A 12806-nucleotide genomic window follows, 5' to 3' on the forward strand; every position below is an offset into this window, starting at 1 on the left:
GGCCCTCATGGCTGGCCGAAAGACCAGAGCCCGCAGACCCGTCGCAACCGCACTCGCCCTCATGGCGGGAGCCGCGGGCAGCGTCGTCGCCGGAGCCCCGCAGGCGCAGGCCGCCCCGCCCGGCGGCAAGGATGTCACCGCCGTCCTCTTCGAGTGGAAGTTCGACTCGGTGGCCAAGGCGTGCACGCAGGAACTGGGCCCGGACGGCTACGGCTACGTACAGGTCTCGCCGCCCCAGGAGCGCATCCAGGGTGAGGCCTGGTGGTCCGCGTACCAGCCCGTCAGCTACAAGATCGGTACGCGACTCGGTGACCGGGGCGCGTTCCAGAACATGGTCAACACCTGCCATTCGGCCGGCGTGAAGGTGGTCGCCGACGCGGTGATCAACCACATGACGAACGCGTCGGGCACCGGCTCCGCGGGCTCCGGATTCACCAAGTACAACTACCCGGGCACGTACTCGGCCGCCGACATGGACAACTGCCAGGCGAGCATCAGCAATTACCAGGACCGCTGGAACATCCAGAACTGTGAACTGGGCGGCCTCGCCGACCTCGACACCGGTGAGGAGTACGTCCGGGGGCGGATCGCGGGCTACCTGAACGACCTGCTCTCGCTCGGCGTCGACGGCTTCCGGATCGACGCGGCCAAGCACATCGCCGAGGACGACCTGAAGAACATCAAGTCCCGGCTCACCAACCCCGGCGTCTACTGGAAGCAGGAGACGATCTACGGGGCGGGGGAGGCGGTCTCCCCGAGCGAGTACACCGGAACCGGTGACGCCCAGGAGTTCCGCTACGGCTGGGACCTGAAGCGCGTCTTCAACAACGAGAAGCTCGCCTACCTGAAGAACTTCGGTGAGGGCTGGGGATACATGCCCAGCGGCACCTCCGCGGTCTTCGTCGCCAACCACGACACCGAGCGCCACGGCCAGACCCTCAGCTACAAGGACGGCGCCAACTACACCCTCGCGCACGTCTTCATGCTGGCCCTGCCCTACGGCGCACCGGATGTGCACTCCGGCTACGAGTTCACCAACAACGACGCCGGATCGCCCAACGGTGGCCAGGTGAACGCCTGCTACAGCGACGGCTGGAAGTGCCAGCACGCCTGGCCCGAGATCAGGAGCATGGTCAAGTTCCGCAACACGGCAAGCGGCACGGCGATGACCAACTGGTGGGACAACGGCAATAACGCCATCGCGTTCGGCCGCGGCGACAAGGCGTACGTGGTGATCAACCACGAGGGCTCCTCGGTCAGCCGGACCTTCCAGACGTCCCTCGCCGCGGGCAGCTACTGCGACGTCCAGAGCGGCAAGAGCGTCACGGTCAATGGCTCGGGCCAGTTCACGGCCACCGTCGCATCGAACACCGCCCTTGCCCTGCACACCGGGGCCAAGAACTGCTGAGTGCCGTCCGGCACCGGCGCCCCGCAACCCGGGCCGCCCGGCATCCGCTTCCCCGCCGCCGGGCGGCCCACCTCCCCCTCCCGTAACCCGCCGTCATCCGCAAGGAGAACCTCCCTTGACCGGCTCCCCGCGCCGTACCGTCGCCACCACGGCCCTCGCCCTGCTCGCCGCGGTCGCACCCATGACGCCCTCGGCGACCGCAGCTCCCAAGGCGCCGGCCGCCACCGCCGACGCGGCGGGCGCGCTCGACCTGTCGAAGTCCAAGGCCCAGTGGATCGACCGGAACACCGTCGCCTGGGACATCCAAGGGGTCTCATCCGTACAGGAGTTGGTGTACTCGCCTGACGGGCGGCTCACCGTCAAGGATGGCGAACTCGTCGGCGAGGGGCGACGGATACGCCTGACCCCGGCCGAAGGCGGCCTCACCGACGCCCAGAAGAAGAAGTACCCGCACCTCAAGAGCTACGCGGCCTTCACCGTCGACCCGCGCGATCGCGACCGGATCCGCCGAGCCCTCACCAGCCAGCTCGTCGCGACCCGCACAGGCGCCGACGGCAAGCTGCTCACCGCCACCGGCGTGCAGACCCAGGGCATTCTCGACGACGTCTACAGCGCCACCGCGACCAAGGCCCCGCTGGGCCCGCAGTTCCGGGGCGACCGCACCACGCTTGCCCTCTGGGCCCCTACCGCACAGTCCGTCGCACTCGAACTCGACGGCAAGAGCGTGCCGATGCGGCGTGACGGCGCGAGTGGTGTGTGGTCCGTCACCGGTCCCAAGGACTGGTCGGGCGCGTCGTACCGGTACGTCGTGAAGGTGTGGGCGCCCAGCGTCCAGAAGGTGGTCACCAACAAGGTCACCGACCCCTACTCCACGGGGCTCGCCGCAGACTCCTCCCACAGCATCGCCGTCGACCTCGACGACCCGAAGCTCGCCCCCCAGGGCTGGCAGCGGCTGAGGAAGCCGAAGGCGACGCCACTGCGCGACGCGCAGATCCAGGAACTGCAGATCCGCGACTTCTCCATCGACGACCGCACGTCCCGTCACCCCGGTCGGTACGGGGCCTTCACGGACACGGCGTCCGACGGCATGAAGCACCTCAGGAAGCTGGCGAAGGCCGGTACGTCGTACGTCCATCTGCTGCCCGCCTTCGACTTCGGCACCGTCCCCGAGCGCGCCGCCGAACAGGACACCCCCGACTGCGACTTGAAGGCGTACGCGCCCGACTCCGAACAGCAGCAGGCGTGCGTGGCGAAGACCGCCGCGAAGGACGGCTTCAACTGGGGCTACGACCCTGTGCACTTCACCGTGCCGGAGGGGAGTTTCGCGAGCGACCCGGACGGAACCCGGCGCACGGTCGAATTCCGGCAGATGGTCCAGGGCCTGAACGGCTCAGGTCTGCGCACCGTGATGGACGTCGTCTACAACCACACCGTCGCGAGCGGACAGGCCGACAAGTCCGTCCTCGACAAGATCGTGCCCGGTTACTACCAGCGGCTGCTCGCCGACGGAACGGTCGCCAACTCCACCTGCTGCGCCAACACAGCGCCCGAGAACGCCATGATGGGCAGGCTCGTCGTCGACTCCCTGGTCACCTGGGCCAAGGAGTACAAGGTCGACGGCTTCCGCTTCGACCTGATGGGACACCACCCCAAGGCCAACATCCTGGCCGTGCGGAAGGCCCTGGACGCGCTGACCCTCAAGAAGGACGGCGTCGACGGGAAGAAGATCGTCCTCTACGGAGAGGGCTGGAACTTCGGAGAGGTCGCCGACGACGCCCGCTTCGTCCAGGCCACGCAGAAGAACATGGCGGGCACGGGCATCGCGACCTTCTCCGACCGGGGACGCGACGCCCTGCGCGGCGGCGGCCCCTTCGACGAGGACCCCGGCGTCCAGGGTTTCGCGAGCGGCCTCTACACCGACCCCAACTCCTCCAAGGCGAACGGCACCGAGGCCGAGCAGAAGGCCCGGCTCCTGCACTACCAGGACCTGCTCAAGGTGGCTCTCACCGGCAACCTGGCCGCGTACACCTTCACGGACTCCGCGGGACGCCGGGTCAAGGGATCGGAAGTCGACTACAACGGCGCCCCCGCCGGATACGCGGCGGCACCCGGCGACGCCCTCTCCTACGCCGACGCGCACGACAACGAGTCCCTGTACGACGCGCTCGCCTTCAAGCTTCCGGCGGACACCACGCCGGCCGAGCGGGCCCGTATGCAGGTGCTCGCGATGGCCACGGCGACGCTCGCCCAGGGTCCCTCGCTCTCCCAGGCCGGGAGCGACCTGCTGCGCTCCAAGTCCCTCGACCGGAACTCGTTCGACAGCGGCGACTGGTTCAACGCCATCCACTGGAACTGCCAGGACGGCAACGGCTTCGGTCGCGGGCTTCCGCCGGCCGCCGACAACAAGGACAAGTGGCCCTACGCCAAGCCCTTGTTGACCTCCTCCACCCTGACCCCGGGCTGCCAGGAGATCAACGGCGCGTCCGCCGCCTACCAGGATCTGGTGAAGCTGCGTGCGACCGAGCCCGCCTTCTCCCTCGCGACGGCCGACCAGGTGCAGTCCCGGCTCTCCTTCCCGCTCTCCGGCACCGCCGCGGAGACACCTGGCGTCATCACCATGGAGCTCGGGGATCTCGTGGTCGTCCTCAACGCGACCCCGGACGCTCAGACCCAGCGGATGACGGGCCTGAGGGACACGGCGTACCGGCTGCATCCCGTACAGGCCAAGGGCGCCGACGCCACCGTCAAGTCGTCCTCGTACGACAGGGAGTCCGGCACCTTCAACGTCCCCGCCCGCACGGTCGCCGTCTTCGAGCGGGGCTGAACCAGGGGCCCGACACGGCCCCTCGACTCGTCCGATCCGGGCTGATGGCGCGTCGGCCCTCCCACGTACCCCACTACGTACAGGAGGCTGCATGTCGCACCATGAATTGTCGCCCCACAGAGCACGCCTGCTCGTGGCCACCGTCCTGGGTGCCCTGCTCCTGACCCTGCTGCCAGGGGCCGGGAGCGCCGTCCAGGGAAAGGCGGTGGCCGCCGAGGCCGAGGCCGGGAACATGCTGGGCGGGGATCCGCGCAAGGACTCCATCTACTTCGCGATGACCGCGCGCTTCAACGACGGTGACGCGTCCAACAACCGGGGCGGCAACCAGCACACGTCGTCCGGGAACGCGGCCAACGACGACCCGATGGTGCGCGGCGACTTCAAGGGTCTCGCCGAGAAGCTGGACTACATCAAGGGCCTCGGCTTCTCGGCGATCTGGATCACCCCGGTGGTCATGAACCGGTCGGACTACGACTACCACGGCTATCACGGCTACGACTTCTACAAGATCGACCCGCGTCTGGAATCGGACGGCGTCTCCTACCAGCAGCTCATCGACCGGGCGCACGCCAAGGGCATGAAGATCTACCAGGACGTCGTCTACAACCACAGCTCGCGCTGGGGCGCCAAGGGCCTGTTCACGCCGACCGCGTTCGGCGTCCAGGACGCGGAGTGGGGCGACTACTACGACGACAAGGTCGAGGGCAAGGAGTACAACCCGCTCGACGAGGACGCCAAGGGCAACCCCTACAACGGCGACCGCTGGTCCACCGCGGAACCGGCGGGCAACACCTGCAAGGACTGGGGCAAGCAGTCGGGCACAGGTTCCGACGGGCGGAAGATCTACAACTGCCAGTGGCCGAGCCCCACTTCGGGCATGTTCCCCAAGGACAAGTACCACCAGTGCTGGATCGGCAACTGGGAGGGCGAGGACTCGCGGAGCTGCTGGCTCCACGACGACCTGGCGGACTTCAACACCGAGAACGGAGGCGTGCAGAAGTATCTGATCGACGCCTACAACAAGTACATCGACATGGGCGTGGACGGCTTCCGTATCGACACGGCCGTGCACATCCCGCGCACCACCTGGAACCGCCGTTTCCTGCCCGCCCTGCACGACAAGCTGGTGGCGAAGTACGGCGCGGACAAGGCCGACGACTTCTACGTCTTCGGCGAGGTCGCGGCCTTCGTCAACGACAAGTGGAACCGCGGTTCAGTGAACCACTCGGCGCAGTTCTACACGTGGAAGGAGCGCAAGGAGTACAGCGCCGACGACGCGGCGGCGTCCCTGGAGATGTACGACTACGAACAGGCGCAAGGCCCGGCCAACCAGCCCACCAGCACCAACGCCTTCCTGGACGGGAACTCTTACCACGCCCCCGACCGTACGAAGTTCTCCGGCATGAACATCATCGACATGCGCATGCACATGAACTTCGGCGACGCCCCGAACGCCTACAACAACGGCAAGGACTCCGACGACTCCGTCAACGACGCGACGTACAACGCCGTGTACGTCGACAGCCATGACTACGGCCCGAACAAATCGTCCACGCGGTACGCGGGCGGCACCGAAGCCTGGGCCGAGAACATGGCCATGATGTGGACCTTCCGCGGCATCCCGACCCTCTACTACGGCTCGGAGATCGAGTTCCAGAAGGGCAAGCAGCTCGACTGCGGCCCCAAGTGCCCACTGGCCACCACGGGCCGCGCCTACTACGGCGACCACCTCGAAGGCACCGTCACCGCCTCGGACTTCGGCACGGTGGACAGCGCGAGCGGTGAGGTCGCCAAGACCCTTGACCAGCCCCTGGTCAAGCATGTGCAGCGGCTCAACCGGATCCGCAGGGCCGTGCCCGCGCTCCAGTCGGGCCAGTACTCGACCGAGGGCATCAACGGGCAGATGGCCTACAAGCGCCGCTACACCTCGGGCTCCGTCGACAGCTTCGCCCTCGTCACCGTCTCCGGGGCGGCGAGCTACAGCGGTATCCCCAACGGCACCTACACCGACGCCGTGACCGGCGACAAGAAGACCGTGAGCGACGGCAAGCTCTCCGTCGCCGCTCCCGGCAAGGGCAACCTGCGTGCCTATGTGCTCGACCTGCCGGGCAACCCGGCCCCGGGCAAGGTCGGCGCGGACGGTCCGTACCTCAAGTAGTCCCGTACAGACGGCAGTTCTCTCCCTTCCCATCCGGACACGGCTCGCGGGCGGTGGCGCCCGCCCGCGAGGCCGTGCCGAAAGGAGCTCCCCATGCGCCGTACGTCAGCAGCGCCCACGCACATACGCTCACGCGCCGCCGCGGTCACCGCCGGCTGCCTCAGCGTCGCCTTCCTGCTCGTCCCCGGCTACGCCACCGCGACCGGCGCGCCGACCGCCACGCCCCAGGACGAACAGGGCCCCTTCTACGCCACCAACCCCGAAGGCCAGTTCGGCAAGGCCGCCGCCATTACCCCGGACGGCGAGGCCTCCGAGTGGACCTCCGACATGGTCATCGCCCAGGGGGTGGCCAATGACGACCCCCGGATCTTCCGCGGCAGTCACGAAGGCCCCGTCTACGATCTCTACTCGCTCTCCGCCGCGTGGGACGAGAGCAACGTCTATCTGATGTGGCAGTTCACCAACGTCACGGACGTGACCGACCCGGCCCAGTCCTATCCCACCAGCGACAACGGCAAGCCCTACGCGGGCGACCTGCCCCAGTCCATCGCCCTGGACGTCGACCCGGGCGTGGGGACCGACGGTCTGATCGACGGCACCACAGACGGGGTCTGGGGCATCCACAGCACGTACGGCGCGGGCCAGGGCGTCGACCATCTGGCCATGTTCTCCAGCAAGCCCGGCGTGGGGAAGCCCTCCCTGTTCACGCTCAACTCCGCGGGCTCCTTCGACTACCAGGCGGCGAACGTGCACGGCTTCGAGGACGCGGGCATCAAGTTCGCGCACGCGGACGGCCTGACCACGAAGACCGTCACCGGGATCAACGCCACGGGCAACGCCGGTTACCTACCGGCGGACCTCGCGGACAAGGCGCTCTACGAGGACCTCGTCGCCGCCGGTCATGACAGCGAGCAGGACACCACGTACGAGATGAAGATCCCGCTGGAGAGCCTGGGCCTGAGCCGTGCGGACCTGGAGGCCAAGGGCATCGGGGTCATGCTGACGACGACGTTCGGCGAATCGGCGATCAACTCCCTGCCGCAGGACCCGGCGGTGCTCGACCACGCGACCGATCCGTACAGCGCCGACACGTCCACCTCGGCGGAGAAGGAGGACGACGACGCCCTCTCCGTCCCCCTCGCCCGCATCGGTCACTCCTGACGGAACCGTTCACGACCGGTGAGCCGGTGGCGTCCGCCGCTGGGAGGCTCAGTGCGCGATGGAGTCGATCAGCTCGCGGGCGCCCTGGCGGAGCAGCGTGACCGCCACGGACGTGCCGAGCGTCGCCGGGTCGAGCGGCCCCGCCCACTCATGGGCGTTGAGTACCGTCTTGCCGTCCGGGGTGAAGACGCGGGCGCGCAGCGAAAGGTCGCCGCCGCGCTCGCAGCGGGCGTACCCGGCGATGGGGGAGTTGCAGTGCCCCTGGAGGACATGCAGGAACATGCGCTCGGCGGTGGCCTCGCGCCAGGCCACCGGGTCACCGAGCCCCGACACCGCGTCGATGGTCTCCGTGTCGTCCTCGCGGCACTGCAACGCCAGGATCCCCGCGCCGATCGGCGGGCACATCGTCTCCACCGAAAGGACCTCGGTCACCACGTCCATCCGGTCGATGCGCTCGAGCCCCGACACGGCGAGCAGCAGCGCGTCCGCGTCGCCCGCTGCCAGCTTCTCCATCCGGCGCCCGGCGTTCCCGCGCATCGGCACGCACTCCAACTCCGGGTGGGATGCGGCGAGTTGGGCGATGCGGCGTACGGAGGAGGTGCCGATGCGGGTTCCCGCGGGCAGTTCGTCCAGGGTGAGCCCGCCGGGGTGGATGAGCGCGTCACGGATGTCGTCCCGCTTGAGGAACGCGGCGAAGGTGGTGCCCGCCGGCAGCGGCCGGTCCGCCGGTACGTCCTTGACGCAGTGCACCGCGAGGTCCGCCTCACCGGCCAGCAGTGCCGCGTCGACCTCCTTGGTGAACGCACCCTTGCCGCCGAGCTTCGCGAGGTCCCCCATCCACTTGTCGCCGGAGGTCGTGACCGGCACGACCTCCGTACGGATGCCGGGGTGCAGGGCGGTGAGTTCGGCGCGTACGCGCTCCACCTGGGCCAGCGCCATGGGGGAGGAACGGGAGACGATGCGGATCAGCTCAGGAGCGGACATGCGTACCACGATAGGCGCTCGCGGCAGCAGTCTGTTAAAGGGCTCCGGGGTTGAGCCAGCGGCCTACACTCCTGGTCGCTCTCGGTGACCTTCGGGTACATGGACGCTCACGCACCCGACGCGGCGGTCTGAGGGGCGGCACCATCACCCCGCGCAGTCCTTGCCCGGCTCCAAAGGCGGTGCGTTGACGCCCAGATGGGCCTTGCAGCGCGGGGTGTTCCCCGCGTCCTCGTGCCACGACGTCGGGCTCGGGCGGATGAACACCGCGGCAGCTGCCGCGGCAAGCACGAACAGGCCCGCGCAGCCCACGGCCGCCTTGCCGAACGCCGTGTTCAGCGCGTCAGGATCGGCGTAGGCCGTCCCGGAGAGGCCGACCGCGAGCGGCAGCGCGGCGACGACGAGCATCTGGGCGACCCGCGCCGCGGTGTTGTTGACGCCGCTGGCGAGGCCCGCGCGCCCCGCGTCCACCGAAGCGAGGACCGTCGCGGTCAGCGGGGCCACGAACACACTCATCCCGAGGCCGAGCACCACGACGGCGGGCAGGACCTCCGTGACGTACGAGGCTCCGGGCTCGATCCGCAGCATGAGCAGGGCCCCCGCGCCCGCGATCAGCGGGCCCGCGACGAGCGGAAGAGTGGGGCCGATCCGCCGCGAGAGTTCACCCGAGGCGGCCGAGAGCAGCAGCATCAGGACCGTGATCGGCAGCGTCGCCGTGCCCGCCTGCAACGCGTCGTACCCCAGCGTCGTCTGCAACTGCACCGGCAGCATGAACAAGAGCCCGCCGATGGCCGCGTACAGGCACATCGTCATGACGTTGGCCGCGCTGAACAGACGGGACCGGAACAGGGAGAGCGGCAGCATCGGGTTCTCGCGCCGGTGTTCGACCACGACGAATGCCACACCCGCCGCGAGCCCGATGAGACCCGGCAGGACGGCCGCCGCCTTCGACGAGTCCCCCGAAGCGCCGATCAGCGAGAAGCTGATGCCCGCGAGGAACAGCGCCGCCAGGCACGCCCCCGTCACGTCGAACGGCTTCTCCGCGGCGCCCTCCGCCCGGCTCTCCGGCACATGGCGGACCGCGAAGAGGACGAGCGCGGCCAGCGGCACATTGATGAGGAAGATCCACCGCCAGCCGGGACCGTCGATCAGCCAGCCGCCCAGGAAAGGCCCGATCGCCCCGGCGACCCCGCCGAGCCCCGACCACGCGCCCACCGCTCGCGCCTGGTCCCGCGGCCGGAACGACGTACGCACCAGGGCGAGCGAACCCGGCGTGAGCAGCGCGCCGCCGATGCCCTGCAACGCCCGTGCCGCGATCAGCATCCCCGCGTTCTGCGAAAGCCCGCACAGGGCGGAGGCGAGGGCGAACCACACGACGCCGATGACCAGGGTCCGCCGCCGCCCGATGCGGTCACCGAGCGCCCCACCGAGCAGGAGGAGTGCCGAGAGCGTGAGCATGTAGGCGTTGACCACCCACTGGAGCGACGCGATCGACGTGTCGAGGTCGCGGCCGAGTGTCGGCAGTGCGACGTTCACCACCGTGCCGTCCAGCATCGCCATGCCGGACGCGAGAACGGCGCAGGCAAGCACCCAGCGGCCTCGTGCCGATGCGAGAGCGACACCGCCGTCGGCGCCGTCGGTGGTGGAAACCTCCGATGTGGATGCCATCGCCTCGCCGTCCTGCATGTGGGCCGTCCTACATGTGCACCGCGCCGCTGTCTGCCTCCGAGGGGCGCGGTGCCCCTCTGCGGTACAGGACGACCGTAACGAGGAGACCCACCGCGAAGAAGACCGCCGACCACCAGTACGCGGTCGAGTAACTCTCCATCGCCGACTGGGCCTGTACCTCGGGAGTCGGCCGCTTGCCCACCAGGTAGTTGGCCGCGGCACTGGTCGCGAGGGAGTTGAGCAGGGCGGTGCCGATCGAACCGCCCACCTGCTGGCTGGTGTTGACCATCGCGGACGCCACACCCGCGTCATGCGATGCGACACCCGCGGTCGCCATGCTCATCGCCGGGGCGAAGACCAGACCGAGGCCGAGACCTGCGACGAGCAGCGGCGGCAGGACGTGCGCCGCGTAGGTGCTGTGCACGTCGAGGGCGGTGAGCCAGGCCATCGCGGCCGCCGCGAGACCCATGCCGAGCGGCACGGTCGGCTTCGCGCCGAACCGCGGCACGAGCCAGTTGGTCGTGACGACCGAGATCACCACCATCACGGCGACCATCGGCAGGAACGCGAGACCGGTCTTCACCGGTGTGTAGCCGAGGATCTGCTGGAGGTAGTACGTCAGGAACAGGAAGACACCGAACATGCCGGCGCCCGAGATGAACATCGCCAGGAACGAAGCCGCCCGGTCCCGGTCGAGCACCACCCGCAGCGGAAGCAGCGGATGCACCGCCCGCGTCTGCCACCAGGCGAAGGCCGCCACCAGGACGACTCCGACCGCCAGGAAGCCCCACGTCTTGACATCGCTCCAGGCGTGCGACTCGGCGTTCGAGAAGCCGTAGACGATGCAGAACAGGCCCGCGGAGACGAGCAGCGTGCCGGGCACGTCCAGCTTCGGGCGGTCAGCGGGCCTGCCGCCGTGCAGCAGCCGCGCGCCGCCCAGCATGGCGAGCACCGCGAAGATCAGGTTCACGTACAGGCACCAGCGCCAGTCCAGATACTCGGTCAGTACGCCGCCGAGGAGCAGGCCGACCGCGCCGCCCGCGCCCGCGATGGCGCCGTAGATGCCGAATGCCTTCGCTCGCTCCTTGGGATCCGTGAACGTCGTGGTGAGCAGGGAAAGGGCGGCGGGTGCGAGCAGTGCGCCGAACACGCCCTGGAGCGCGCGGGCAAGGACCAGCATGGAAAAGCTGGTCGCCGCGCCGCCGAGAGCCGAGGCGAGCGCGAATCCGGCGAGACCTGCCAGGAAGACCGCCTTGCGGCCCACCAGGTCGGCGATCCGCCCGCCGAGGAGCAGCAGGCTGCCGAAGGCGAGTGCGTACGCGGTGACGATCCACTGGCGGTTGCCGTCGCTGAATCCGAGATCCTGCTGGGCCGATGGCAGCGCGATGTTCACGATCGTCGCGTCGAGTACGACCATCAGCTGGGCGATCCCGACGACCCCCAGGATCAGCCAGCGGTGTTCGTGCCGCCCGCCGCTCCGATGGGTCTGGTCGGGGGGAGCGGAGGCCGAGGATCCTGCGGTCTGTACCGCATCGAAGGGCTCCGGCGCGGGTGAGCGGTCCATCGGTGGCCTCCAGACGCCCCCGTCGCACGAGATACCCCCGTCACACGGTAAGCGTGCTGCTCAGAGCCCGCGACCGGGGCACGATGGGGCCCCGGTCACGGGCTCTGTGCGCGGGCGCTCAGCTCTGCGGCTCGCTGATATTGACCATCCAGGGGATGCCGAAGCGATCCGTGCACATGCCGAACACGTCGCCCCACATCTGCTTCTCCAGCGGTACGGACACCGAGCCGCCGACGGTCAGCTTTTCCCAGTAGCCGCGCAGCTCGGCGTCGTCGTCGCCGCTGAGGCTCACCGAGAAGTTGTCGCCCGGGGTGTGCTCCATGCCCGGCGGGGTGTCGGCACCCATCAGAGTGAAGCCGCTCGGGGTCTCCAACATGCCGTGCATGATCTTGTCGTCCTGCGGAGTGCCCTGCCGGCCGATCTCACCGAAGGTACTGAGCGTCAGCGTGCCGCCGAGGACCTCCTTGTAGAACTCCATCGCCTGCCGGGCGTCGCCGCCGAAGGTGACATAGGGGTTGAGGCGCGAAGCCATGAAAACCTCCCAGAACGGGGTGAACGGTCAGTTGCGCGGAGACTAGCGCGGCCCACTGACAACGGCCCGCTGAGCTGGCGATCGCCGCATTTGCCCCTGGAACCCGGCCCGGGTCCCGCTCCGGGCCTTGCGCACCCTTCGGCCAGACAGTCGAACAGGCGCCGGCCGTCGAGCTGTTCGCCGACCCGAAGCACCCGTACACCCAGGCCCTGCTGTCCGCCGCACCCGTGACCGACCCGGTCCTGCAGCGCACCCGCCAGCGCATCGTCCTCAGCGGGGAGCTGCCGAGCCCGCTCGCCCCGCCACTGGGATGCCGGTTCCACACACGCTGCCCGCTTGCCGTCGACCGCTGCCGTGCCGAGGTGCCCGAGCTGCGCGAACTCCCCGGGGACGGTGGCCGACGCCAGGTCTCCTGCCATCTCGTCGCCGACGACGGCACGGCCCCGGACGCGGCCGCCGCAGCGGCCCTTCGTACGATCCCCAGCACCCGCACCGCACGCTAGGAGCAGC

The 12806-nt window shown here is 69.1% G+C and carries 8 protein-coding genes and 1 pseudogene; 5 read left to right on the forward strand and 4 right to left on the reverse strand.

What is annotated here, in order from left to right; translation table 11 throughout:
* Positions 1-7: 7 nt before the first annotated feature.
* The 4 genes and pseudogenes from ACGFSB_RS23435 to ACGFSB_RS23450 all read left to right on the forward strand — a co-directional run.
* Positions 8-1405, forward strand: a pseudogene (locus ACGFSB_RS23435) (alpha-amylase family protein); the annotation flags it as partial.
* Positions 1406-1523: 118 nt separating this feature from the next.
* Positions 1524-4232 carry a pullulanase-type alpha-1,6-glucosidase gene (pulA, locus tag ACGFSB_RS23440; RefSeq protein WP_393402448.1) on the forward strand — a complete coding sequence of 903 codons (2709 nt, stop codon included), beginning with the start codon at positions 1524-1526 and terminating at the stop codon, positions 4230-4232.
* Positions 4233-4323: 91 nt separating this feature from the next.
* Positions 4324-6390 carry an alpha-amylase family glycosyl hydrolase gene (locus ACGFSB_RS23445; RefSeq protein ID WP_393402451.1) on the forward strand — a complete coding sequence of 689 codons (2067 nt, stop codon included), beginning with the start codon at positions 4324-4326 and terminating at the stop codon, positions 6388-6390.
* A 93-nt stretch (positions 6391-6483) separates the two neighbouring features.
* Complete coding sequence (locus ACGFSB_RS23450; RefSeq protein WP_393402454.1) at positions 6484-7551, forward strand: hypothetical protein; 1068 nt, start codon at positions 6484-6486, stop codon at positions 7549-7551.
* A gap of 48 nt (positions 7552-7599) precedes the next feature.
* Here ACGFSB_RS23450 and hemC read toward each other — a convergent pair whose 3' ends face one another.
* The 4 genes from hemC to ACGFSB_RS23470 form a co-directional block, all read right to left on the reverse strand.
* Positions 7600-8535 carry a hydroxymethylbilane synthase gene (hemC, locus tag ACGFSB_RS23455; RefSeq protein WP_393402457.1) on the reverse strand — a complete coding sequence of 312 codons (936 nt, stop codon included), beginning with the start codon at positions 8533-8535 and terminating at the stop codon, positions 7600-7602.
* Between the two features lie 144 nt (positions 8536-8679).
* Positions 8680-10200 carry an MFS transporter gene (locus ACGFSB_RS23460; RefSeq protein WP_393402460.1) on the reverse strand — a complete coding sequence of 507 codons (1521 nt, stop codon included), beginning with the start codon at positions 10198-10200 and terminating at the stop codon, positions 8680-8682.
* 28 nt (positions 10201-10228) lie between these two features.
* Complete coding sequence (locus ACGFSB_RS23465; protein ID WP_393402463.1) at positions 10229-11764, reverse strand: MFS transporter; 1536 nt, start codon at positions 11762-11764, stop codon at positions 10229-10231.
* A gap of 118 nt (positions 11765-11882) precedes the next feature.
* Entirely contained in the window at positions 11883-12296 is a 414-nt protein-coding gene (locus ACGFSB_RS23470) for a VOC family protein (RefSeq protein WP_393402466.1), read from the reverse strand.
* 80 nt (positions 12297-12376) lie between these two features.
* Between ACGFSB_RS23470 and ACGFSB_RS23475 the strand changes: the two genes are divergently transcribed.
* Positions 12377-12799 (forward strand): oligopeptide/dipeptide ABC transporter ATP-binding protein, encoded by a 423-nt coding sequence (locus ACGFSB_RS23475; RefSeq protein WP_393402782.1) that lies wholly within the window; start codon positions 12377-12379, stop codon positions 12797-12799.
* The last annotated feature ends 7 nt before the right edge of the window (positions 12800-12806 follow it).

Origin of the sequence: Streptomyces sp. NPDC048441 (assembly GCF_043200235.1) — a bacterium.
Taxonomy (GTDB): domain Bacteria; phylum Actinomycetota; class Actinomycetes; order Streptomycetales; family Streptomycetaceae; genus Streptomyces.